Source organism: Butyrivibrio sp. AE2015, assembly GCF_000420825.1.
GTDB lineage: Bacteria > Bacillota > Clostridia > Lachnospirales > Lachnospiraceae > Butyrivibrio.
On sequence record NZ_ATVR01000039.1, the window covers coordinates 1 to 22,841 of the forward strand.

Below are 22,841 nucleotides of genomic sequence, written 5' to 3' on the forward strand. Positions count from 1 at the left end.
AACAGATCCACCTTTTATCTTCACTATGATAATGTAAATGATCTTCTTCAGGAAACTGTGGAGGCCGTGTATAAAGATTTCTTTGGGCGTTTTGGTGCTGAGGGGCCTGGAGCACTTGATATTGATGAAAAAAATGAGGATGAGTTGTTCCTTGTAACACCAAAGTATCTGATGCCATATCTGGATTTTGTGGAAGAGAACCGCAAGCTCTTTTACCTGATGTATGAAAAGAACGAGATGATGGGCGCTGAAAAGACCTATGAAACCTGGTTTAAAACTATATTTGGCCCCATTCTTACAAGGTTTGGAGTTCCCCAAAAAGAACAGCCACTTATCATGGTCTTTTATCTTAAGGGCATTATCGGAGTTGTCACTGAGTGGGTACGAGGTGGATGCATCGAGTCAAAAGATGAGATCATAAGCGTCATACAGAAGTGTATCATCAAGCCATGACGCAGTAAAAACACTATATCGAATTTACAAATCAACACTTTTTATGTGCTCATTTCCCTTTAATGACTTCAAGCTCAAAGCATATCGGAGTTTGTAGACCTAATTGAATATTGAACGTTACATAGCAGTTATCTTAATCGAGGTAGCTGCTTTTTTGTTTGCTTTCAAAAAAGAAAAATATTGTAAGTTTTGAAAGCGAATGATACAATGTTTTCAAAAGTGAAAAATAATTAAAGTTTTGAAAGTGAGACCTGTATGAAGATTATTGAAAGAAAAAAATATTTGGATAGACTCATTCGATTAAAGAATACTCCTGATATAAAGATAATAACAGGCTTGAGACGTTCTGGAAAATCTGAATTGGTGCGAGCATATATGGAATGGATACGCACAAACGGAGATACAAATATAATATACGTTGATTTTGCAGATTTAAGATTCGATGATTTAAAAACATATAAGGAACTCTATAATTTCTGCGAAGGACAATACATTGATGGTAAAACAAATGTCATTATTGTAGATGAAGTTCAAATGTGTGAAAAATTTGAGCTTGCTATCAATAGTTTATATAACAGCCGAAAATACGATATCTATATTACAGGTTCCAATGCATTTTTGTTAAGCTCAGATTTATCGACTTTATTTACTGGGAGATTTATAGAAATTCCAGTTTATCCATTTAGTTTTGCTGAATATTGTGAGTACTATGGATATGATTCTAATACAGCAAATATATTGGATTCATATGTTATGAATGGGGGGCTGTCTGGGGCATACGTATACAGCGAAAAAGAGGATCGGGCATCATATATAAAGGATGTTTACACTACAATTATAAAACGTGATCTTGTAGACAAGTATGGAATTAAGGAAGAGGCACTTTTGGATTCATTAACAGATTATATGATGGACAATATTTCCAATCTGACATCTGCTAGTAAGATTAGTAATGTTTTTAAGCAAAATAAAGTTGAGACGAATCATATAACAATAGGAAATTATATGAAGTATCTCTGCAGTGCATTTATGTTCTATAAAGTAAAACGATACGACATTCGTGGGAAAAAGTATTTAGAAACATCAGATAAATACTATCTTAGTGATTTAGGATTTAGATATGCAATGCTTGGAACAAGAAATATGGATTATGGTCGAGCATATGAAAATATAGTTGCATTAGAATTACTCAGGAGGGGTTACGAGATTTATGTTGGCAAGTTGTATCAGAAGGAGATAGATTTTGTAGCTATGAAACAAAATGAGAAGCTGTATATCCAAGTATCAGATAATATTTCTGATTCAGATACATTGGAAAGAGAGTTGTCTCCACTAAGAGCGATAAAAGATGCATATCCTAAGATTTTGATAGCGAATACAAAGCATGATGACTATGACATTGAAGGAATAAAAGTATTAGATTTAACTAATTGGTTAATGAGATAAATCGCAACAGAAGGATTGAGGTTACTATGTTTAGAAAGATGAGAAGATTTAAACAACAGATTACAGATGAACAGTGCATTGAAGTATTGAAAAATGCAAAGCGCGGAGTACTATCCCTGATTGGTGAAGATGGTTATCCATATGGTTTACCAATTGACCAGTGGTACTGTGAAGAGGATGGGAAGATTTATTTTCATGGTGCTAAGGAAGGTCACAAGATTGATGCAATCAAGGCCTGCGACAAAGCCAGTTTCTGTACATGGGATGAAGGCTACCGAAAGGACGGCGATTGGGCTTTAAATATCAACAGCGTAATTGTATTTGGCAGAATCAAGCTTGTAGAGGATGAGGATACTGCAATAAAGATATGCACCCATCTCACAAAGAAGTTCACAGATGATGAAGAGTATTTACAAAAGGAATTGAAAAATGCACTGACGAGAGTACAGTGCCTCGAACTCATTCCTGAACATATGACAGGGAAACTGGTTAATGAGTCTTAATACAGACGTAGGCAGTTCAGTTGTGGTTTTGTTTAAACCAGGTGCTTGACTTTATGATCATAGAGACTGCCATTATCAATACGATAGTGCATACTCCAAAGCCTGTAAGTGCGGTCATCTGCTTTCTGAAACTGATATCTTCTGCACCAAAGCGGGCTGTCATTGCAATCTCAAGAGAAAGCATGGAGACAAGAGCTGCCGTGAAGCTGGAAATCCTGGCTGCGGTAAACATTGGATGAGTATGACATCTATACTTTACAGCATTTACGGCTGTTGCGATTGTTGCATAAAAAGAGTAAAAGGCCATACCAAATATCAGAAGACCTGGATAATCAATTGTGCCTTCAAGTCTTGAGGCCATCACTGTTATGAAGCAAAGAAATATGTTTAGAACAAGAAGCTGGATTCCACAGAATCTGTAAGTTTTATACTCTCCGCGAAGGCCGTTGCTTTCAGTATATTTTCTGTCTGCTCTTATGATGAATAATCTTAAGATGGCAATTGTTGATTGAAGAGTTCTATCAAAATGATTATATTTTAAATCACAAAACGTAAACAAGTATACAAATAAAATATATCACTTACCTCATACCAGTGGGCAAAAGAAGAACTTTCCGTAATGGAAAGTTTTTATTTTATAACTAGTACAATAAGTGTATTATAGTTTGTGTAAGTTCCATGTAGAATGAAGTCATGAAAACAAGTATGGAGGCTTCAAATATGGAACAGAACAAGAAAATGTATGGGGAAATCATTAAGGAACGTGAATATAGAAAACTGATTTTGGCTACGGTTATCAACCGATTTGGCGATTCTGTAGATGCAATCGCTTTTACATGGCTGGTTTATCAGATTACACACAGCGCAGCATGGTCAGCAATAGTTTTTGCACTTAATACACTTCCAAATGTGGTGGTTCAGCCCTTTGCCGGAGCTATTGTTGAGAAGATGAACAAGAAACATGTGATTATAGCAACACATCTTCTTAGGGCAGTCATTATTACATTGTTTGCACTTCTATATAGAGCAGGCCTGGTGAATGCACTGGTTATGGCAATCTTTACTGTGGTCATCACGACAGTGGAATCCTTTAATCTTCCTGCAACTTCAGCATTTACAATCCAGGTGGTAAAGAAAGAGCATATGACCTGCGGAATGAGTCTTAATTCCATGCTTTCGAGTGCTGCATCACTGGCAGGTACAGGTGCTGCCGGCGTAATCATTGCAACAGCAGGCGTTACTACAGCAATGATGATTGATGTAGTAACTTTTGGAGTTGCAGCGGTGCTTATCAGTGCAATGAAGGCTGGGAGAGTAGCAATTACTGAGGCAGCACAGAATGAAGCATCCAAGACAACATCCGAGGCTGGAGAAAAAGAGAATAAAAAAGAGCAGAGTAAAATTGAATTTTTTCTGGATGGATTTAGATATGTGGCAAGTTCACGCGTTATCTGCAATTATGGCTTACTTGCAGTTGCCCTTAATTTTATGCTTATTCCAATAAATGCACTTCAGGCACCAATTGCCAGCGAGATTTTTAAAATGGGCGGAGAAATCCTTAGTATTGCAGGTGCATTTGCTGCAATCGGAGGTATTGCAGGATCCGCACTCGTACCGGTTCTTTCACAGAAGCTTTCACCACTTAAGATGATCATGCTTGGAACCTCCCTTCTCGGAGCAGGAATGCTTGGAATGGCCTGCGGTGGAGTTTTTGTTGGAAATAATATTGCTTGTTATGTGGACGTAGCAGCTTCATTTTTTGTCATGATGGTGGCAGCTTCAATCATAGGCGGTACGATCAATATCCAGTTTATGAAAAATGCTGATCCAAAATATATTGCAAGAGCAGCCGCAGTAATGGGCGCTTGCGGAACAGCATGTATGCCTGTGGGTTCACTTCTTTTAAGCGCAGTTGTGACTAAGGTCAGCACAGGAGCAATTCTTGTATTCTGCGTGATTTTTGCAATAGCTATTCTTGCAATCTTAGTCTTTGCAAAGCCACAGATGGAGATTGAGGAAGGCTCCCTTGGAATAAAAGATGAGAAAGTATCAGCAAGTTTAGGATAAAAATTCTTTCATTAAAGGAGTTTGCAATGCAGATAAAGCTTAATGAAAACATAAAGAAGTACCGAAAGAGCATGAATCTGACCCAGGAAGAACTGGCAGAAGCCTTTGGAGTTACTGTTGGAGCTGTATCTAAATGGGAAAGCGGCAGTAATGTGCCGGATATTCTAACTCTTATGCAGCTTGCAGACTTTTTTAGCATATCTGTCGACGTGCTTCTGGGCTATAGCATGTCATCCAAGAATGTCAAAGACATTTCTGACAGGCTGGATGCTCTTTTACATGAGGATAAATATGACGAGGCTATTGCTGAGGCAGAAAAAGCGCTGGTTAGATATCCGGGTAACTTTAAGATTCTCACAAGCTGTGCAGATGCATATCATATTGTTTCAGGGGTAAAAGATTTGAAGGATTACCGGGACAAAGCAATAGAACTTTATGAGTCGTCTCTTCGCTACATTTCACAGAGTGACAAACCGGATCAGGAAACCTTTAGCATTAAATATCGCATCGCGACATTAAAAGGTCGTGATAACCCTGAGGAATCTCTTAAGGAGTTTGAAAAGATTAATTATCTTGGAATTGCAGATACAAATATAGCCAATATTCTTAGAATGACGGGCAGGCCTGAGGAAGCAATGGAGACTTACACAAGAGTTCTGGTCTCCATTCTGGTCAAGACTTTGCAGTTTTCTACAGAAATGTTTATGGTGCTGGTTTCCAAGGATGATACAAAGGCTTACAAGGAAGCTTGTGAGATTATGGACTGGTATATAACTATAGTAGATGCTACCAGTACTGACATGAGCAAGAACAGCTATCTTTCCAAGATGAAGATCATGGGGCTTGTCTTTAAGTCATTGGTTCTTTCCTGTCTCAAAAAGGATGATGAAATGAAAACCTGCATTGATACAGCCTTAGAAATAGCAAAGCAGTACGACAAAAATCCTTCAAATGATTTTGCCGGAAAGATCAAATTCTGGCATGGAAGTAAAGACTATCACATTTCTCTATATGATGAATTTGGTGTAGGTGCTGTGGCAGGAATTGATAATCTCTTTAATATGGGACCTAAGGTGCTGCCTCCTAAGGTTATAAAAAAGATGGAAGCAGCGCTTGAATACTGGAATAGCGTAAAAGAGGGATGAATTGGTGGTGTTATAGTCTAAGCTTATCGCTGACAATAATGATCATGTATTAGCCAGGATGACTGAGCTCCGTTATGATTAGCTTCAACAGGAAACAAATGGAGGAGGATCATCATGGAAATAAATGTATTAGAAATTGGTGCACTTATAACAGCACTTGCATTATTTGGAGTATTATACTTCCTTAAAAGAAAACATGTAGATTTTGGCATAAGGACACTCATTGCTACAGCTTTTGGTGTTATCATCGGACTCATATTTAAAGAGAATTACAAGTATGTGGCAGCTTTTGGAACAGTGTATGTGAATGCGCTTCAGGCATTTGTGGTTCCACTTCTGTTGTTCAGTGTAATATCAAGTATCACAAATCTTGGAGATCAGGTTAAGCTTCATAAGGTAGGGCTTAAGTCAGTTCTTTTCCTGCTCCTGAATACATTTACAGCAGCAGTTCTCACACTTGCAGCAGCTCTTTTGCTGGGGCTTGGAAAAGGCTTCCAGTATACAGTCGAAGCTACAGAGGCAAAAGAGGTTCCGACTGCAGTAGAGGCAATCGTAGGCCTTTTCCCTAAGAACATCATCAATGAGTGGGGAAGCAACACCGTTGTACCTATCCTTATATTTGGCCTTGTGATCGCACTTGCTTACAATAGGAGTTCCCGGAATAGCTACGATTACAGCAACAGCTCTTTTCACGGCAGCAGGACTTCCGGTTGAGCTGATAGTTCTTTTCTCACCTATCTCATCAATCGTAGATATGGCAAGAACTGCAACGAATGTAGTTGGTGCTGCAACAGCAACTGTGCTTACAGCTGAGACAGAAGGACTTCTTGATCATGAAGTATATAACGGAAAGGTGGCAGAAAAATCGCTTGAATCAAAAGAAGCATCTGCGGCTTAAAAACGAAATAAATGAATGAAGGAAGCTGGGCAGTCATAATTCTCATATAGGATTATGACTGCTTGGTTTGTGTATACAGAACGTAAATTGGAGCTAAGAATGAAAATAAACAAAGATGATTTAAATGAAGAGCTTTTAAATAAGCTGAAAAAATTAGAAACATACATAGAGAGCCTTGGATCACTTGCAGTTGGTTTCTCCGGAGGGGTAGATTCTTCACTTTTATTTGCAGAGTTAACCCTCTTAGTGAAGACGGTTATAGGCATAACGGACCAGACCGATGTTATTTTTGTAAACATGGTATTTTCACAGAAGTGAAAAGAATTGCGGATGAAAATGGGATATCATTTATGGCAGAGGGTTCTAATGTGGATGACATAAGAGAATCAGTCTATAAAAGATTTACAGATTTAGGATTCAAGTTTGTTACTATTGATATGAAGGGCTATCGACTTGGAAGCATGAATGCTACACTTAATAATGGAAAGTGAAAAAATGGATAAATGCTACTGGGAGGAAGAGGCATGAAATCAGAGCGTGGGGAGCATGGAACGTAACATGTAAGATTATAAATATCGTGCGAGAACCCCCTTCCGATGATGCATTTTCTGATAAAGCACTTAATGAAACAAGGAGAATTCTGATGACAGTATACGAGAGACTACTAAACTCACAGGATAAGGAATACAGGGAATTTCAAATAAAGCTTGTTCCTAACATGTCTTCGGAGGTCATGATAGGTGTAAGAACTCCGGATATGAGAAGGATCGCAAAAGAGGTTTTCAATAGCGACGAAAGAGATGCATTTCTAAAAGAGCTTCCGCATAAATACTACGAAGAGAATCTGGTTCATTTCTTTTTGATAGCAATGATAAAGAACTTCGATGAATGTGTTAAGGCGGTGGACGAGTTCCTTCCTTATGTCGACTGCTGGCCGGTATCGGATCAGGCGACACCGAAATGCTTTAAGAAGAATCATGAAAAGCTCCTTCCTTATATCAAAAAGTGGATAGCTTCAGACCACGTATATACTGCACGTTTCGGCATTCGCATGCTGATGAATGAGTTCCTGGAAGATGACTTTAAGGAGGAATACCTGGAATTGGTGGCCTCAAAGAGGGGTGAAGACTATTATCTTAAAATGATGGTCGCCTGGTACTTTGCGACAGCTCTCGCAAAGCGCTATGACGAAAGTGTTAAATACATTGAAGAGAAAAAGCTTGATAACTGGGTGCTGAAGAAGGCTATCCAAAAGGCAGTTGAAAGCTACCGGGTAACCGATGAACATAAAGAGTATTTAAAAACATTCAGATAAAAACGGGTGGATTGAATATATGGATTTTTTGGTTAAGCACTTTAACGAACTCAGCACTACAGAGCTATACGAGATATTAAAAACAAGATTTGAGATTTTTGTCACAGAGCAGGAATGCATCTATCAGGATCTAGATGATAAGGACCAGGACGCAATTCATGTTTTTTGCTGGAATGAAAACGGCAGAGTTGCAGGGTGCCTCAGAGTATTTTGGAAAGATCATGACGAGGCAGCAGGCGTAGCGCAGATTGGCAGGGTGGTAACACTAGAGCACGGCAAAGGAATAGGCGGCCAGATGCTTCATGAGGGTGTCAGGATCGCAACAGAGCACTTTAAGGCAAAAAAGATCTATCTTGAAGCTCAGCAATATGCTATTGGATATTATGAAAAAGAGGGATTTGAGGTAGTATCAGAGCCCTTTATGGAGGACGGAATTCCTCACGTGAAGATGGAGAGAATCAATGGGAAATGAAAACGGAACCTGGATCATGTATGGCGTGGAGTGGGACGATCCCGAATGCCTGCATACAGTGCAGGATGCGATAAACTACATAAACGAGATAGGCTTTTTGCCACTTTTCAAGAACAGCATTCCGGGATTCTCACTGGAAGAAAGAACTGTGCCAGAGTACTGGTGGTGCGGCGATCCAAAAGTGGATCCATGGGAGTGGCGTGAGCTTATTGCAAGGAGCGGCGAGGTCGCTTATGGCAAGTTCTTTGAGAAAAAGGCAGGATTTATATCCAAAGAGTGGCTGCCGTACTTTGTGAATTACCGAAGGGATGGATATGATTTTGATGCACTCTACGAAGATGGGAAGGCTTCTGCCAGGCAGAAGAAGATAATGGATCTCTTTTCCGAGGAGCATATTGATGAGGAATACTATTCCAATGAGCTCAAGGAGAAAGCCGGTTTTGGAAAAGATGGTGCGAAGGGCTTTGATGGCATAATGACAAGCTTACAGATGCAAATGTATCTGTGTGTTCGTGACTTCAGACAGCGAAAGAATAAGAAGGGTGAAGCCTACGGCTGGCCAATAGCTATATTTGCTACTCCTGAGCATCTATGGGGATTTGACTATGTGAGATCTGCATATTCCGAGTCTCCGACTGAATCTGCTAAAAGGATAGCGAAACATATCATGGATATTTATCCTATTACTACACCAGAGCAGATACGCGGTGTCATCGGAATTAAGGCTGGTGAGAGGAAAGAGCCTGTGAAGAAAAAGGCAAGACAATAGGGTGTTTCCTATGAGTGTACGGATAAGAATGCTGATAATATGCCATCTTATCCGTACGATGGTGCAGAAAAAAGCTCATTTGCCATGTGAAGTACGGATAAGAATGCTGATAATGTGTCATCTTATCCGTACGATGGCGCAGAAAAAAGCTCTTTTGTCATGCGAAGTACGGATAAAAATGCTAATAATATGCCATTTTATCCGTACAAACGGTCAGTAGACAGCTCTAATCCCACAGGAAATACGGATAAGATGGCGTACAGCCTGTAATCTTATCCGTACAAGAAAAGAGTAAGGAACTGAGGAAAAAGAACAATCTGACCAGTTGCAGTTGGCAGCGGTGTCTTCTGGTGATATGCAGCTGGTTAAGCTGTATCCGGAGCAAAGTCCTGAGGGGAGATTTAAGATCAGGGGAGTAAAGAAAATGAAGTTATTTAAACGTAAGAAACTTAACAATAATCCAGATGCTATTGATATTGGATATTTAAATATGTTAATTTCTGAACCTGTTGTTAGGGTTAATTATAAGCCGAATCCGTGTAATAGAAGAATAAATTTTTACTATGATGAAGACAAGGTTTTTATAGAAGGGCTGTCTGATAATTACTGCACATTTTGGTTGTCAAAGACAGATATTACAGATACTTCGATAAACGCTCAGATATGCAAACATATTTTATATGATTCATTTGATTTATATTATTCTACAGACAAATACTATCATGAATTACATTATTTATTTAAGGAATCTATCTTTCGGGCGAGTGTGACGAGTGATCATGCTGATGTAAAATGGCATACTCCGTTTGGAGGGTATATTGGTGATGATGATAATACAGGATCATTCATAGCTAGATCTCTAGTTAGTTTTAAAACTGAAATAGATAAACTGTGTGAAGCAAGAGAAGATGGTGGTAATTATTTAAGTGTCATGCAGGGAATTTTGGAGCATTTATCGCAGAGGACTAATGATTCAATATGGGATTATGTTGCTGCCACTCCATGGATTAAGATTGTGAAGGATGAAGACTACCTACTATGCTCTAAGAATGAACAGATTAAAGGCTTATACTTACAATTAGCAAAACATTGCTCAGATCTTTATAGCAGGTATATGACAGCGGTACGTTAGCCAATAACTTCATATTTGTAGAGCGATTAAACTTCCAGTTTATAAGAGGGGAAAAGAAAAAGTAGTTATAGAAAGCTAACATAATGGTGTATCATTGATTAGGATGGTTTACACAATTGACATAAGATGGGGGCATTTATAATGAAAACAGCAGAGCAATATAAGAAACTTACTATCAATGAATTTACTAAAGCTGCGGAAGTATATGAAACAGATCACGCAGGTATCTATGAGATGTGCAAGGATGATTACCCATATATTGAAGCAGAGCTTTCACACATTGAATATCGGGATTTGCTGGATTGTGGATGCGGGACAGGACCAATGATATCTCTTTTGCATGACAAGGATAGTTCCAGGCATTACGTAGGACTGGATATTACTCCTAAGATGATAGAGGTTGCCAAAAGTAAGAATCTTAAGGGAACTGAGTGGATAGTTGGGGATTGTGAAGCGCTGCCCTTTGAGGATGAGTCTTTTGATGTGATCATATGCACAAACAGTTTTCATCATTATCCAAATCCGCAGAAGTTCTTTGACAATGTAAAGAGAGTATTAAGGCCAGGCGGAAGACTCATTCTTCAAGACTATACAGCGCCGGCTCCTATTTTATGGCTCATGAATCACACGGAGATGCCGCTTGCAAATTTGGTAGGTCATGGTGATGTTGGGGCATATTCACTTGAGCAGATCAGGGCTTTTTGCGATAGTTGCGGACTATATGTCGAGAAGTTGGAAGCGGCTAGGAAATTCAGGATGCATCTGGTGGCAAGGAAGGAGATAGCAGAATGAAATTTGATGAAATTGGACTTGAGATGGGGAAAAAGCTCATGTTACTGCCAGGTACATGCTGTGACTATCAGACCAATTTTGCAAATGTTTTGCCACAGTTGTCTGAGAAATATCACCTTATTTGCGTTAACTATGATGGGTTCGATGGGGGAAATGAAATCTTTCCGGATATGATAACCGTGACCAAAAAAATTGAGGACTACATTATAGAAAAACATGGTGGTAAGATTGATGGTGCGATAGGCTCATCTCTTGGATCCAGCTTTGTGGGACAGCTGGTACAAAGAAGAAATGTACATATTGATCATGCAATATTTGGAAGCCCTGACCTTGATCAGTGCGGGAAGTTTGGTGCGTGGCTCCAATCCAAGCTGGTGGTTCCACTTCTCACAAGCTTTACCAAAAGTAATGGTCCTCGGGGACGGGGTTTGTGGTCCATGGACCACAAACCCCGTCCCCGAGGACCAATTACTAGATAAAAGAGGCAGTTATGGATACTTCAAGAAAGACAATAAATGTAGTTGCTGCGCTGATCAGAGACGGCAAAAGAGTCTTTGCCACAGCGAGGGGCTATGGAGATTATAAAGGCTGGTGGGAGTTTCCAGGAGGCAAGGTTGAGCCTGGAGAGAACCCTGAAGATGCTGTGGCAAGGGAAATCAGGGAAGAACTTGATTCTGAAATCAGCGTTGATGAGTATATAAGCACAATCGAATATGATTACCCGGAGTTTCACCTGTCCATGCGTTGCTACTGGTGCAGTCTGATATCGGGCAATCTAGTGTTAAAAGAAGCAGAGGATGCCAAGTGGCTTGATGTAGATACCATTGATTCAGTAAAATGGCTTCCGGCTGATATTACATTGATAGATGAGATCAAGAAAAGAATAAGCAAGTAGAATATGGTACTTTTTCTAGGGTATAATCAATATGTTGTTATTTTTTATACGAGGAGGAGAAAGATGAAAAAAGTATCACTTTTATTGACAGTAGCTATTTGTGCAACACTATTAGGGTGTGGAAAGACAGAAAACGCCGATGCCGGAGCAGCAACAGCAGTTTCTGCAGAAGCCATCGAAAGCGTTACAGAATCAGTGTCTGTGCCTGTGCCTGAAACTGAAACTGATACAGCTTCAACCAGCTTTACTGAAGCATTAGCCGATGAGGGCACATATTGGATGAGCGGATATTTAAGAGCTTCAGATAAAGATAGCGCAGGAGAACCGGACGAATCCGGGGTTCTTCAGGCAATCATATACGAGGCATATATCGAAGATGATATTCTTACGGTAAAAGGCGTTACCAATTTTAGAAATGACAAAGCTCAGGATCCTGTAGGAATGAATGATGTAGATGAAGCAGCATTCATCATTACTGATCAGACAGTCTTCCAGATGGTCGGCGGCGAAGACGGCCCTGAGGACGTGACAAAAGAAGAGTTTGCACAGTACTTGAAAGACTGCGCAGATTCCGGTTTGCTTCTCGACATTCAAGTTAGCGGTGCTCAAGTCGTTGTAGCCCAGGTTTGCGCATAATAGGAAGCTCCCTATATTTAAATAATGAATGGCCCGTATCATATGATACGGGTTTTCTTTATTACGAATGCTTCCGCATTATACATGCCCAAAACAATTTCTATTGTGTTATGCTTTTCTACAGAACATGATACAGAACAATACCAGTGAGGATTTGAAAATGAGTAAGTTTAGGATTCCAAAAACTAATTCCGTACCTTATGACTCTGAAAAACAGATAGCCGTAATTAAGTGTAGTATCTGCACCGGTGAGCAGGTAGCAGGTTTTAAGAGTAAAGAAGATGGTCATTTCACTGAGGTAATGTTGATCAGAGATGCTAAGGATTTGGAAATGTTCAAGAAAATGTACAAAGTAACAGAGGTAAAAAAGGAATACTAAAGAGGAAAAAGTAGAATAATCCTTCTAAAAGAAATGACGAGTTTTGCCTCACTCATGAAGGGTAGGTGCAATATATGCACTTGCGCTTGACATTATAGTGCAAATATTGCACTATATAATATATAAAGTGCAAAGAACGCGTTTAAATTTTTGATGAGGTGCAAAATGAGCGAGGTTAAAGAATTGCGATTAGAAAAAAAGCTTACGCAGCAGCAAGTGGCAGATTTAGTGGGTATTTCCCTTAGATCATATAAATCATACGAAAATGATAAAAATAAGGAAAACACCATTAAATATGAATACATCCTGGATAAACTCAAGGCTTTTAACCCTATTGATGAGGAACATGGAATATTGGATATGGATTTTATCAGAGAAAAATGTAAAAAAGTATTTGATGAGTATCCTGTACATTATTGTATTTTGTTTGGTTCTTATGCAAAAGGAAAAGCAAATGAATCCAGTGATTTGGATTTTCTTATTTCAGCTGATGTTAAGGGAATTAAGTTCTATGGATTAGTTGAAAAACTCCGACTAGCTTTGCATAAGAAGGTTGATGTTCTTAATCTTGATCAGCTTAAAGATAACCTTGAACTTACCAATGAAATATTAAGGGATGGTATTAGAATTTATTAATGATCGATTATATTATAGGGAAAAGAAAAGATGAGTAAACTAAAAGTTTGCCTTAGGCATATTTCGGAAGTGTTTTTATATGAGTATTACTGTTTGGGAGATGATGAATATGAGATATCCAATGAGGATACATTGACACCTCACAAGGAGAAGGCAAAAGAACAGTTGCTTGCAGGAAATTATTCTGGGGCCCAGCAGGAATGGCTTGGTGCACACCTTGAGAACCCTGTGGACATGGAAACAATCCTTGGAATTATCTTGTGTTGTAAGCAACTTGGAGATGCAGATGGTGAATATTCCTACACCACAGAATCTTATAATTACTGCTGCACAAGGGCTGAGCTTGCAGCTTATTACAGAAACCTTGGATGGTATTACCTGGAAAAATACAAGCCGGAAGTATCTGCAGCATGTTATCTCTATAGCAAATATTTTGGCGAATCCCAACAGGCTGATGCTGAACTGGAATTCCTGGAGAAGGCTGTAGGTAAGAAAGTTGCAAAGAAAGACCTGTCTCAGATTCAGAAGATTCTTAAGGATAACCAAATTCCGACAGAGGCTAACCCTGTAACCCTTGCACTTTTGTACAAGGCAGCAGAGGAAGCGGCAGAAGGCGGAGACAAAGACCAGGCGCTTGATTGCTATAGAATGGTTTATGATCTTACTTCTGATAAAGAGATTGGAAAAAGAATTGAATCCCTTAAATCAAGGTAAGGACTAACAATCACCCCCCTCCCCATGCCTCATAATGTGTAGCATACATAATTTCCAATACAACCAAACAGTTTATGAACCATGAATTACAGGTTGTGAACAACCTATTGTTACTGCCTTCAAAATCAGATAATGTTGGCCACAGGAAGTATTTTATGTATTTATGGAGGTATGTAAAAAATGAGTAAACATTCCAAGTTATGGACTGGTTTGGCATCTGTCAGTACATGCTGTCTGGTACTGTCAAGCGTTGGATTTAACTGTATGTTGGGGTATTCGGGTACAGTTAATCAGGCTTTGGGGATTACTACCAGTAAGGTTGTAAATGATGGCGATACATCAGAAGATACAACTTATTTTGAAAGTGATTATGGTGAATTAAATTCTGAGAATCTTCAGACACTTATCCGGGAGACTTACGATGAGGCGGTTCAGGAAGAGGCAGAGGGAGCAGTTTTATTAAAAAATGATAACAACGCGCTTCCACTCTCATCTGACGAAACAAAAGTAACTCTTTTTGGACACGCAGTTGCGCAGCCTTTATACAAGAGCGCATCTGCAGGTTCAAAGGCTTATGAAACATCAGAGGGTATTGATCTGTACACAGCCCTTTCAGAGCAGGGATTTGAGATCAATGACACACTTTATAATGCATATGTTCAGTCCTCAACAGAAAGAGGAACCGGCAAATATGACTTTTTAACTAATACTACAAGCGTATTATCAATGGGCGAAGAAGACATCTCTTTTTATACAGATGATCTTAAGGCTTCATTTGCAGATTACAGCGATGTTGCGATCGTAATGCTTGCAAGAGAAGGCGGAGAGGGAATGGAGCTGGCTCTTGAGGACAGCTTTGAAGGAATCAGCCAGTTAGCACTTCATCAGGAGGAAAAAGACCTTCTGAATATGATAAAAGAATCTGGCGTATTCAATAAGGTGATCGTGCTGATAAACAGTGGCAATCCCATGGAGCTTGAGTGGCTCGATGAATATGGAGTTGATGCATGTCTCTGGATTGGTGAGCCTGGACAAAGAGGATTTGAAGCAGTTGCACAGATACTGAACGGCAGCATCAATCCATCAGGATCACTTACAGATACATATGCTGCTAATTCACTTTCAGCACCCGCAGTTGTAAACGGAAGTTTCAATAACCAGACATGGGCTAATCTTGATGAAGTACTTGCAGCTATAGATGATGACGATGCCGGAATATCTTATTCAACAGTTCAGGCAGAAGGCATTTATGTTGGATACAAGTACTACGAGACAAGATATGAAGACAGCGTTCTCGGACAGGGCAACGCAACTTCATCTGCAGGTTCATCTTTTGGAAAAGATTGGAACTATGCCGCAGAAGTTACATACCCATTCGGATATGGACTTTCATATACTACTTTTGAAAAGACACTTGATAGCGTAACAATAAATGGAGATGAAATAACAGTTAATGTAACTGTGAAAAATACAGGTGACGACGCCGGTAAGACTTCTGTACAGATATATGTTCAGACTCCTTACGGAGATTATGAGAAAAAGAATCTGGTAGAAAAATCTGCTATCCAGCTGCTCGACTTTGGAAAGACAGATTCACTTGAACCGGGTCAGTCACAGACACTTAGCATTACTTGTGATAAGTACCTGCTTGCAAGCTACGATTACACAAATGCAAAAGGATATATCATGAGCGAAGGCGATTATTATATCGTAATCGGTGATAATGCACATGATGCCCTTAATAACGTTCTTGCAGCAAAGGGTGCAGAAATGCTTACTGATGAAAATGGTCAGCAAGTAACAGGAAATGCAGCTAATGTATACACATGGAGCGAAGAATTAGATACAGAAACCTATAGAACTTCACAGTACACAGATGAAGTTGTTACAAATCAGTTCGAAGAAGCTGATCCTAATTACTGGCAGGAAGGCGCAGTTACTTATCTGTCAAGAAACGACTGGGAAGCTACATATCCAACAGCTGCTACACAGCTCACACTTAATGATGAGATGATCGAGCTCCTTGCAGGTGAATATTATGAAAAGAGTGAAGATGCACTTACTGTAGCTGATTTCACCCAGGGCGATAACATAGGAATGCCGCTTGCTGCACTTATCGGGCTTGATTATGACGATGAGGCATGGGATACATATTTGAACCAGTTTACAATATCTGAGCTTACAAGCCTTCTGTCAGATAACTTTGGTACATCTGAGATCGCATCTGTCGGTAAGCCGGCCATTGTTGCAGGTGATGGACCTGATGGTGTCGGTGGTACATACAATGAGAGCAAGTACGGAACAAGTGTGCAGGATACATGCTTCCCAACAGAAATAGTTCTTGCTTCTACATTCAATAAAGACCTTATGTACAACAGAGGCAAGCTCATGGCCAATGAGTGTATGTATCTAGGAATGGAAGAAGACTGGATGCCTGGAATTAACATCCACAGAACACCATTTGGTGGCAGAAACTTTGAATACTATTCAGAAGATGCAGTTATGAGTTATCTCTGTGCTATTCCTGAAGTTGTTGCTATGGAAGAAAGAGGCGTTCAGGCTGGTGCCAAGCACGTAGTTGGTAATGATCAGGAAAATAACAGAGAAGGAATCGCAGTATTCTTTAACGAACAGGCATTTAGAGAGACATCTCTAAGAGCAGCAGAAGGAGCCATAGCAGCAGCCGGTGGAAAAGCTCTTATGCACGGCTTTAACAGACTTGGCCTTGTATGGTGCTCAGAGAGTACGGCACTTTGTAGCCAGGTAATCGAGAATGAATGGGGATTTGTTGGACAGCAGGAAACTGACGCTGTAGCCGGTGCCGAGGGTACATATAAGTGGCACCTTACAAGTGCAGTTGCCGCCGGTGTAGATCAGTTCTGCCTTGATTTCTCCGGTTCAGTTGGAACAACTATAGCAAAACAGATTACAGACACTGATGATGGAGACCTTCTGGCACTTGTTAGAAAGTCAGCACATGATTATCTCTATACAGTTGCAAACAGCAGTGTTATGAACGGATACAGCGTTGATTCCAAAATCGTATCTGTAACACCTTGGTGGCAGCCACTTATGATTGCTTTGATCGTGGTATTTGCTGCACTTGACATTTTATTTATATTCATGGATCTGAAGAAACGCAGAACTGTAATTGAGATTGTTAAGGAATGAGGTGGACGAATATGAAGAATTTTTTAGCAAAAAAATCATATGGCTTTTGTGCCGTAGTGCTGGCGCTTATTGTTGCAGTTATATCACTTGTCAGATACCTGGCATGGGCTCCTGCTCATAATGCCACAAACTCTCTGGTGGTAGCTGCACTTGTAATAGGAATTGTATTAAATGTTATTGTAATGATCAGGGACGAGGACCTTTTGATTGTAGCTGCAACAGCTTGCTATTCATTTGCGGTCTTCAGACATCTGGCTGATCAGGTCGGATCATTCGTAGATGCATTTCAGGGCATAAATATGTTCGGAGATGCAACCCAGGTCGGAAACATAGTGTCTATAGCAATTGTTATGGGCATTGGAGTATTACTTACAATAATTAGTGGATTTTTAAGAAGAGAAGTTTAATATGAAGAGAATATGCTTAAATGACAACTGGAAATGTTTTGTTACAGGGAAAAGAGATACCGCAATTGATGTAACTCTTCCCTATGATGCGATGCTTTTGGATGAAAAGGATGACGAAAGCGTCACAGGAGTAAATCTTGGATGGTATGTGCCACAGGATTACTCTTTTGAAAAGACTCTTTTGGCTCCAAAGGAATGGGCAGATCAGATCACAGTTCTGTATTTCGAAGGTGTCTACCACAAGGCAACTGTATATGTAAATGGCATCAAAGCTGCTTATAAGGACTATGGTTACACCGGATTTTATGTGGATGTGACAAAGCTTCTGAAATATGGTGAGGACAACACTATTCTTGTGGAAGCTATTAATACTGACCAGCCTAACAGCAGATGGTATACAGGAACCGGTATCTACAGGCCTGTATGGCTATACCAGATGCCACAGAAGCATATTCTCATAAACGGAATTAAGGTTGATACCCTGTCAATAGATCCTCCCGTGATAAAGGTAGCGGTTAGTACAAACTCTGAAGGCCAGGTGACATGCGCCATAGCAGAACTTGATACAGAGGTAAAAGAAATAACTAACGCCGATGGTGTAGCTGAAATCACCATGGAGCTTCCGGGCGCAGAACTATGGAGCCCCGAAAATCCCAAGCTTTATGACCTTAAGGTGAGCTTTGGTGATGATGTCAGAACTGAGCGTATCGGAATCAGAACCCTTGAATTTAATGCTAAAAAAGGCTTTGCCATCAATGGAAAAAGAGTGATACTCAGAGGCGCATGCATTCATCATGATAACGGTATCCTCGGAGCAGCAGGACATGAGTTCTCTGATTACAGAAAGATCAGACTCATGAAGGAAAACGGTTATAATGCAGTGCGTAGTGCTCACAATCCTTGCTCTGAGGCTATTCTTAGAGCATGCGATGAAATGGGCGTCCTTATGATGGATGAGTACGTCGATGCCTGGTATATCCACAAGACCAGATACGACTATGCCACATCAGTTGAAAAGAACTACAGAACAGACTTAAAGGCCCTTGTAGATAAGGATTACAATCACCCAAGCGTTATCATGTATTCAACCGGTAACGAAGTTGCAGAGACGGCTCAGGCAAGGGGTATCGAGCTGTGCGGCAACATGACTGACTATCTTCATGAACTTGATCCTTCAAGACCAGTATCATGTGGAATCAATATCTTTTTTAACTTCTTAAGTTCAATGGGACTTGGCATTTACTCTGATAAAAAGGCAGAGCAGGAAGTTAAGAATGTCAAAAAAAAGAAGGCAGTTGGAAGCGAGTTTTTTAATAACCTTGCCGGAATCCTTGGTGCAGATTTCATGAAGTTTGGAGCAACTCTGTATCCTTGCGATGTACTGACTAGAGACGCCTTTGCAAGAATGGATTTTGCAGGGTACAACTATGGAATCAACAGATATGTCCATGATCTAAAGAAATATCCTGAACGATTGATACTGGGAAGTGAGACATTTTGCAGCGATGCATACAGGTTCATGGAGCTTGCTGCAGATGAGCCCAGGATAATAGGCGACTTCGTCTGGTCAGGTATGGATTACCTTGGAGAAGTAGGCGTCGGTAGCTGGGAATATCAGGACTATGCACCGGATTTTGGCCACGGTAAAGGCTGGGTAGCAGCGGGTTCCGGAAGAGTTGATCTTACAGGTAAATCTCTCTCTGAAGCTGATTACACTCGCGTAGCCTTTGGACTAAAGGACATTGCAATAGGTGTTATCCCTGTAAAATATGCTGATCAAAAGCATTCTCCATCTGCATGGAAGATGACAAATGCCATGGCCAGCTGGTCATGGGAAGGATGCGAGAATAAGAAGACCAAGGTAGAAGTCTATGCCCGCGCATATGAAATAGAGCTTTTATTAAACGGTAAGACAATTGGTAAAAAGAGAACCCAAAATGATTGCAGAGTAGTGTTTGATGTTACTTATATGCCGGGTGAACTTAAGGCTGTGGCATTTGCTGAAAATGGTAAAGTAATTGCTACAACAGCTCTTTTAACTGCAGGGGAAAAGACCCAGTTAGTAGCAGAGCCTGAGCTTACAGCAATAAATAGTGACGGCGATCTTGCTTACGTTCGACTTAAATTTACAGATCAGGCGGGAGAGTTAAAGCCTCTTGAAAGAGATCACATTAAGGTCAGCGTAACCGGCGGAGAGCTTATTGGCCTTGGCAGCGCCTGCCCGTATTATGAGGGCAGCTATCTGGATGATGTATGCGACACATACTACGGTGAAGCGCTTGCTGTAATAAGACCTGTAAGTAAAGGAAATATGGTGATAAATGCAGTTTCACTTAATAAGAATCTGACAGCGGCGGCCACTGTAGAGGTAAGATGATGAATAGAGAAAAGATAAAGAAGTTACTATTTCAGTTTGTTAAGTTTTATCTCTTTTCTCTTTTGGTTACACTGCTTCAGTATTTACTGCTCACTTTTTTGCCCACAATAATTAATAACAACACAGACTGGTGTAGTATACCTTGTCAGCTTTTTAGGGTAAAATTGGGTATAGTAGATACGTACATATTTAATTATCCGGTAACCGGAGATGAAACTGGTGGAATGGGATATTTTGCAGCCTTTGCGATCACTTTGTTTATTGCTCAATGCGTCAATTTCCCAATGCAGAGAAATGTTACCTTTAAGTCTCACGGAAATGTTTGGTATCAGGCAATGTGGTATGTCATAGCATTCGTTGCAATAACGGTAGTGTGCAGCGTGCTGATGTCTATCTATGTTCCTATCTGTAAGCAGTTCCTTGAGCCTGCTATTTATAACATTCTCATAACTGTTATAAATGGCGGTGTGCAGATGGTGATATATTTCCCTGTTTATAAGATTATTTTTCCAGAGGTAGAACGTGATTAAAATCGCTGTTGTAGATGACGATCTTAATGAACAGCAAAAATTATCAGATATGTTTACAAGACTTGGTGGAGAGATAGGGATCGACCTGACTGTTGTCACATTCTCAGACAGGGACTCTTTCCTGTTCGGATATGACAAGAGCTATGCGATGCTCTGTCTCGACATTGAGCTTAACACAGAAGATGATAGTGACAATGGAATTGAACTTGCCAAAAAGATAAGGCAGGTCGATTCTGATGTCATTATCATCTTTATTACTAATCTGGCTCAAATGGCTATCAAAGGCTATGAGGTCAGGGCTTTTGACTTCATAGTAAAACCTGTCAATTACGGTGATTTTGCCATGAAGATGAGGAACGCTCTTGGTTTTTATCAGGGGCACAGGTCAGAGAGCTTTAAAGTTCAGACAGAACATGGCTTTGTCATGATCTCAAGTGACGACCTCTACTATATAGAGGTGAACGGTCACTATATTTACTATCACACTACCAATCAGGTTTACAAACAAAAAGGCACGCTAAAAGAGATAGAGGTCAAGATATCAGAACTGCCCTTTAAGAGGTGCAACAACTGCTATCTGATCAACCTTAAATATGTAAGTGGTGTGGATAAAGATGATGTAATTGTAGGCGGAGACAGACTTAAGATAAGCCGTCCCAAAAAGAGGGAGTTCTTGCAGGCAATTGCTGAATACATGGGAGGTAAGATTTTGTGAATACCATGTTTGAAATATGGGATCTAATTTCATATGCAGTACAGCTGATATTGTCCGGAACTATAGTGATCATTTTTAGCCCAAAGAAAAAATACTGGGGACTGCGTTATGCTATATCAGCAGCTCTTTTCATTCTAGTTTCTCTTTTCATGAATCATTTTTCCAGGAATATCATGGAGGTAATAGGCTTTGTAGGCTACTGGTCCCTATACATAGCGGGCGTATTATTCCAGATATTCATGTGCACGGAGTACAACGTCAGGCAGGTTCTGTACTACTCCATTGTAGCTCTTGCTGTGCAGCATGTTGCTTTTGATATATGTGAGATCTTTGATGCGATATTTGGCAGAATACAGGTAATAGATATAATTGTCTATATTCTGATCTATGGAATTTTTGCCTTTGTTATCAAAAGAATCTTTGCCAAGATGGAAGCCAAGAGCTTCAGGCAGACAGATCTGGTGCCAATCATAACAATCATGATGATCGTGCTATTTGTAAGTGTCATGTATAAGGGCAATACCTTTTATGACGTGGAGTTCTCCTGGAATTACGTGTATTACAGGATAGTTGATGCTCTTTGCTGCGTATATATTCTGTGGACACAGGGTACAAGGCGGCTCAGTGAGTACTATGCAAGCGAGCTTGAGGGTATCAATAAGGCATTCATGGTCCAAAAGGAGCAGTTCAAGATCAAGCAGGAGACCATCGACAGCATCAATAGAAAGTGCCATGATCTAAAGCATCAGATCGAGGCTATTCATCACATGGAGAAGGATAGCGACAGAGAGGCTTTCTATAAAGAGCTCAAGAAAGATATCATGATCTACGACGTGGCCATAGATACCGGTAACGAGGCCCTTAATGTCCTGATGATGGATAAGGGGCTGTACTGCTGCGAACATGATATACAGCTAAGCTGCATGGCCGACGCAGGTTCACTCTCATTTATGAAACTCGAGGATGTCTATGCGATATTCGGAAATGCTCTGGATAACGCCATTACAGCGGTTGAGAAGATAAGTGATAAGGAAAAGAGAGTCATAAATCTGAAGGTCCTTAATCAGAACAATATGTTCATGCTGCAGCTTCAGAACTATTACACCGGTGTCCTGTCATTTGAAGATGGTATGCCCCTCACAACCAAGACAGACAAGACCCAGCACGGCTTTGGCGTCAAGAGTATCAGATATCTCGCCGAGAAGTACGGCGGCACTATGACAGTAAATGCCAAGGACGGCATATTTACCCTGCAGATATTACTGCCAATAATGGAACAGTAGGAGATGGTAAAAGAGCTGCTTTTTGGGGAGGTTCTAGGAGTGATATTCGGTTTGGGAGTGAGATTCCAGCGACGTACGGATAAAGCGTAAGCCATATTTTTAGAAG

27 protein-coding genes are annotated in these 22,841 nt (G+C 40.2%); 26 read left to right on the forward strand and 1 reads right to left on the reverse strand.

Annotated elements, in window-relative coordinates; translation table 11 throughout:
* The 3 genes from G585_RS19755 to G585_RS0114240 form a co-directional block, all read left to right on the forward strand.
* The coding region (locus tag G585_RS19755; protein ID WP_022775888.1) for a TetR-like C-terminal domain-containing protein at nucleotides 1-453 on the forward strand (453 nt) is incomplete at its 5' end.
* Nucleotides 454-708: 255 nt separating this feature from the next.
* Nucleotides 709-1,899 carry an ATP-binding protein gene (locus G585_RS0114235; protein ID WP_022775890.1) on the forward strand — a complete coding sequence of 397 codons (1,191 nt, stop codon included), beginning with the start codon at nucleotides 709-711 and terminating at the stop codon, nucleotides 1,897-1,899.
* Between the two features lie 26 nt (nucleotides 1,900-1,925).
* Nucleotides 1,926-2,402 (forward strand): pyridoxamine 5'-phosphate oxidase family protein, encoded by a 477-nt coding sequence (locus tag G585_RS0114240; RefSeq protein ID WP_022775891.1) that lies wholly within the window; start codon nucleotides 1,926-1,928, stop codon nucleotides 2,400-2,402.
* Nucleotides 2,403-2,418: 16 nt separating this feature from the next.
* Here G585_RS0114240 and G585_RS0114245 read toward each other — a convergent pair whose 3' ends face one another.
* A complete protein-coding gene (locus G585_RS0114245; RefSeq protein ID WP_022775893.1) occupies nucleotides 2,419-2,961 on the reverse strand; it encodes a hypothetical protein in 543 nt (180 codons plus the stop codon).
* A gap of 161 nt (nucleotides 2,962-3,122) precedes the next feature.
* On the opposite strand from G585_RS0114245, the gene G585_RS0114250 reads away from it, so the two are divergent.
* The 23 genes from G585_RS0114250 to G585_RS0114360 all read left to right on the forward strand — a co-directional run bounded on the left by G585_RS0114250 (nucleotide 3,123) and on the right by G585_RS0114360 (nucleotide 22,735).
* The gene (locus tag G585_RS0114250; RefSeq protein WP_022775894.1) at nucleotides 3,123-4,469 is read left to right on the forward strand and encodes an MFS transporter; all 1,347 of its coding nucleotides are present in this window, start codon (nucleotides 3,123-3,125) and stop codon (nucleotides 4,467-4,469) included.
* Nucleotides 4,470-4,495: 26 nt separating this feature from the next.
* Nucleotides 4,496-5,614 carry a helix-turn-helix domain-containing protein gene (locus G585_RS19145; RefSeq protein ID WP_022775896.1) on the forward strand — a complete coding sequence of 373 codons (1,119 nt, stop codon included), beginning with the start codon at nucleotides 4,496-4,498 and terminating at the stop codon, nucleotides 5,612-5,614.
* Between the two features lie 114 nt (nucleotides 5,615-5,728).
* Nucleotides 5,729-6,328: a cation:dicarboxylate symporter family transporter gene (locus G585_RS0114260; RefSeq protein ID WP_022775898.1), complete on the forward strand. Its 600-nt coding sequence runs from the start codon at nucleotides 5,729-5,731 to the stop codon at nucleotides 6,326-6,328.
* Nucleotides 6,252-6,512, forward strand: a complete 261-nt coding sequence (locus G585_RS19920) for a cation:dicarboxylate symporter family transporter (RefSeq protein WP_242829995.1) — start codon at nucleotides 6,252-6,254, stop codon at nucleotides 6,510-6,512. Before G585_RS0114260 ends, G585_RS19920 begins: the two co-directional genes overlap by 77 nt.
* 99 nt (nucleotides 6,513-6,611) lie before the next feature.
* Complete coding sequence (locus tag G585_RS19925) at nucleotides 6,612-6,830, forward strand: hypothetical protein (RefSeq protein ID WP_022775901.1); 219 nt, start codon at nucleotides 6,612-6,614, stop codon at nucleotides 6,828-6,830.
* A gap of 32 nt (nucleotides 6,831-6,862) precedes the next feature.
* A complete protein-coding gene (locus G585_RS19930) occupies nucleotides 6,863-7,003 on the forward strand; it encodes a hypothetical protein (RefSeq protein ID WP_022775903.1) in 141 nt (46 codons plus the stop codon).
* A 152-nt stretch (nucleotides 7,004-7,155) separates the two neighbouring features.
* Nucleotides 7,156-7,827, forward strand: a complete 672-nt coding sequence (locus G585_RS0114280; protein WP_026664018.1) for a DNA alkylation repair protein — start codon at nucleotides 7,156-7,158, stop codon at nucleotides 7,825-7,827.
* Nucleotides 7,828-7,846: 19 nt separating this feature from the next.
* On the forward strand, nucleotides 7,847-8,299 hold the full coding sequence (locus G585_RS0114285; RefSeq protein ID WP_022775907.1) for a GNAT family N-acetyltransferase: 453 nt from the start codon (nucleotides 7,847-7,849) through the stop codon (nucleotides 8,297-8,299).
* Nucleotides 8,289-9,068: an AlkZ-related protein gene (locus G585_RS18285; protein ID WP_022775909.1), complete on the forward strand. Its 780-nt coding sequence runs from the start codon at nucleotides 8,289-8,291 to the stop codon at nucleotides 9,066-9,068. The genes G585_RS0114285 and G585_RS18285 overlap by 11 nt, the downstream gene beginning before the upstream one ends.
* Before the next feature lie 424 nt (nucleotides 9,069-9,492).
* The gene (locus tag G585_RS0114295) at nucleotides 9,493-10,200 is read left to right on the forward strand and encodes a hypothetical protein (RefSeq protein ID WP_022775911.1); all 708 of its coding nucleotides are present in this window, start codon (nucleotides 9,493-9,495) and stop codon (nucleotides 10,198-10,200) included.
* 141 nt (nucleotides 10,201-10,341) lie between these two features.
* Nucleotides 10,342-10,992 carry a class I SAM-dependent methyltransferase gene (locus G585_RS0114300; RefSeq protein ID WP_022775912.1) on the forward strand — a complete coding sequence of 217 codons (651 nt, stop codon included), beginning with the start codon at nucleotides 10,342-10,344 and terminating at the stop codon, nucleotides 10,990-10,992.
* Entirely contained in the window at nucleotides 10,989-11,471 is a 483-nt protein-coding gene (locus G585_RS19935) for a hypothetical protein (RefSeq protein WP_022775914.1), read from the forward strand. The genes G585_RS0114300 and G585_RS19935 overlap by 4 nt, the downstream gene beginning before the upstream one ends.
* Before the next feature lie 11 nt (nucleotides 11,472-11,482).
* A complete protein-coding gene (locus G585_RS0114310; protein ID WP_022775915.1) occupies nucleotides 11,483-11,887 on the forward strand; it encodes a (deoxy)nucleoside triphosphate pyrophosphohydrolase in 405 nt (134 codons plus the stop codon).
* A gap of 63 nt (nucleotides 11,888-11,950) precedes the next feature.
* Nucleotides 11,951-12,523 (forward strand): hypothetical protein, encoded by a 573-nt coding sequence (locus tag G585_RS0114315; RefSeq protein ID WP_022775917.1) that lies wholly within the window; start codon nucleotides 11,951-11,953, stop codon nucleotides 12,521-12,523.
* Nucleotides 12,524-12,683: 160 nt separating this feature from the next.
* The gene (locus G585_RS0114320; RefSeq protein WP_022775919.1) at nucleotides 12,684-12,902 is read left to right on the forward strand and encodes a hypothetical protein; all 219 of its coding nucleotides are present in this window, start codon (nucleotides 12,684-12,686) and stop codon (nucleotides 12,900-12,902) included.
* Nucleotides 12,903-13,067: 165 nt separating this feature from the next.
* Complete coding sequence (locus tag G585_RS0114325; protein WP_022775920.1) at nucleotides 13,068-13,538, forward strand: nucleotidyltransferase domain-containing protein; 471 nt, start codon at nucleotides 13,068-13,070, stop codon at nucleotides 13,536-13,538.
* 30 nt (nucleotides 13,539-13,568) lie between these two features.
* Nucleotides 13,569-14,252: a hypothetical protein gene (locus tag G585_RS0114330; protein WP_155827843.1), complete on the forward strand. Its 684-nt coding sequence runs from the start codon at nucleotides 13,569-13,571 to the stop codon at nucleotides 14,250-14,252.
* 180 nt (nucleotides 14,253-14,432) lie between these two features.
* Nucleotides 14,433-17,423 carry a glycoside hydrolase family 3 protein gene (locus tag G585_RS0114335; protein ID WP_022775923.1) on the forward strand — a complete coding sequence of 997 codons (2,991 nt, stop codon included), beginning with the start codon at nucleotides 14,433-14,435 and terminating at the stop codon, nucleotides 17,421-17,423.
* 11 nt (nucleotides 17,424-17,434) lie between these two features.
* On the forward strand, nucleotides 17,435-17,830 hold the full coding sequence (locus G585_RS0114340) for a hypothetical protein (protein ID WP_022775924.1): 396 nt from the start codon (nucleotides 17,435-17,437) through the stop codon (nucleotides 17,828-17,830).
* 1 nt (nucleotide 17,831) lies between these two features.
* Nucleotides 17,832-20,207: a glycoside hydrolase family 2 TIM barrel-domain containing protein gene (locus tag G585_RS0114345; RefSeq protein ID WP_022775925.1), complete on the forward strand. Its 2,376-nt coding sequence runs from the start codon at nucleotides 17,832-17,834 to the stop codon at nucleotides 20,205-20,207.
* Complete coding sequence (locus tag G585_RS0114350; RefSeq protein ID WP_026664021.1) at nucleotides 20,204-20,737, forward strand: hypothetical protein; 534 nt, start codon at nucleotides 20,204-20,206, stop codon at nucleotides 20,735-20,737. The genes G585_RS0114345 and G585_RS0114350 overlap by 4 nt, the downstream gene beginning before the upstream one ends.
* Nucleotides 20,730-21,452, forward strand: coding sequence for a LytR/AlgR family response regulator transcription factor (locus G585_RS0114355; protein ID WP_022775928.1), 723 nt, complete (start codon nucleotides 20,730-20,732; stop codon nucleotides 21,450-21,452). The genes G585_RS0114350 and G585_RS0114355 overlap by 8 nt, the downstream gene beginning before the upstream one ends.
* 5 nt (nucleotides 21,453-21,457) lie before the next feature.
* The gene (locus G585_RS0114360) at nucleotides 21,458-22,735 is read left to right on the forward strand and encodes an ATP-binding protein (RefSeq protein ID WP_242829996.1); all 1,278 of its coding nucleotides are present in this window, start codon (nucleotides 21,458-21,460) and stop codon (nucleotides 22,733-22,735) included.
* The last annotated feature ends 106 nt before the right edge of the window (nucleotides 22,736-22,841 follow it).

Excerpts from the sequence above, each read along its gene's own strand:
- G585_RS0114310 (WP_022775915.1), top strand. The coding sequence starts at position 11,483 with ATGGATACTTCAAGAAAGACAATAAATGTAGTTGCTGCGCTGATCAGA.
- G585_RS0114280 (WP_026664018.1), top strand. The coding sequence starts at position 7,156 with ATGACAGTATACGAGAGACTACTAAACTCACAGGATAAGGAATACAGG.
- G585_RS0114325 (WP_022775920.1), top strand. The coding sequence starts at position 13,068 with ATGAGCGAGGTTAAAGAATTGCGATTAGAAAAAAAGCTTACGCAGCAG.
- G585_RS0114235 (WP_022775890.1), top strand. The coding sequence starts at position 709 with ATGAAGATTATTGAAAGAAAAAAATATTTGGATAGACTCATTCGATTA.
- G585_RS0114340 (WP_022775924.1), top strand. The coding sequence starts at position 17,435 with ATGAAGAATTTTTTAGCAAAAAAATCATATGGCTTTTGTGCCGTAGTG.
- G585_RS0114315 (WP_022775917.1), top strand. The coding sequence starts at position 11,951 with ATGAAAAAAGTATCACTTTTATTGACAGTAGCTATTTGTGCAACACTA.
- G585_RS0114250 (WP_022775894.1), top strand. The coding sequence starts at position 3,123 with ATGGAACAGAACAAGAAAATGTATGGGGAAATCATTAAGGAACGTGAA.
- G585_RS0114295 (WP_022775911.1), top strand. The coding sequence starts at position 9,493 with ATGAAGTTATTTAAACGTAAGAAACTTAACAATAATCCAGATGCTATT.
- G585_RS19925 (WP_022775901.1), top strand. The coding sequence starts at position 6,612 with ATGAAAATAAACAAAGATGATTTAAATGAAGAGCTTTTAAATAAGCTG.
- G585_RS0114345 (WP_022775925.1), top strand. The coding sequence starts at position 17,832 with ATGAAGAGAATATGCTTAAATGACAACTGGAAATGTTTTGTTACAGGG.
- G585_RS19930 (WP_022775903.1), top strand. The coding sequence starts at position 6,863 with ATGGCAGAGGGTTCTAATGTGGATGACATAAGAGAATCAGTCTATAAA.
- G585_RS19935 (WP_022775914.1), top strand. The coding sequence starts at position 10,989 with ATGAAATTTGATGAAATTGGACTTGAGATGGGGAAAAAGCTCATGTTA.
- G585_RS0114240 (WP_022775891.1), top strand. The coding sequence starts at position 1,926 with ATGTTTAGAAAGATGAGAAGATTTAAACAACAGATTACAGATGAACAG.
- G585_RS0114285 (WP_022775907.1), top strand. The coding sequence starts at position 7,847 with ATGGATTTTTTGGTTAAGCACTTTAACGAACTCAGCACTACAGAGCTA.
- G585_RS18285 (WP_022775909.1), top strand. The coding sequence starts at position 8,289 with ATGGGAAATGAAAACGGAACCTGGATCATGTATGGCGTGGAGTGGGAC.
- G585_RS0114300 (WP_022775912.1), top strand. The coding sequence starts at position 10,342 with ATGAAAACAGCAGAGCAATATAAGAAACTTACTATCAATGAATTTACT.
- G585_RS0114330 (WP_155827843.1), top strand. The coding sequence starts at position 13,569 with ATGAGTAAACTAAAAGTTTGCCTTAGGCATATTTCGGAAGTGTTTTTA.
- G585_RS0114260 (WP_022775898.1), top strand. The coding sequence starts at position 5,729 with ATGGAAATAAATGTATTAGAAATTGGTGCACTTATAACAGCACTTGCA.
- G585_RS0114335 (WP_022775923.1), top strand. The coding sequence starts at position 14,433 with ATGAGTAAACATTCCAAGTTATGGACTGGTTTGGCATCTGTCAGTACA.
- G585_RS0114320 (WP_022775919.1), top strand. The coding sequence starts at position 12,684 with ATGAGTAAGTTTAGGATTCCAAAAACTAATTCCGTACCTTATGACTCT.
- G585_RS0114350 (WP_026664021.1), top strand. The coding sequence starts at position 20,204 with ATGATGAATAGAGAAAAGATAAAGAAGTTACTATTTCAGTTTGTTAAG.
- G585_RS0114360 (WP_242829996.1), top strand. The coding sequence starts at position 21,458 with ATGTTTGAAATATGGGATCTAATTTCATATGCAGTACAGCTGATATTG.
- G585_RS19145 (WP_022775896.1), top strand. The coding sequence starts at position 4,496 with ATGCAGATAAAGCTTAATGAAAACATAAAGAAGTACCGAAAGAGCATG.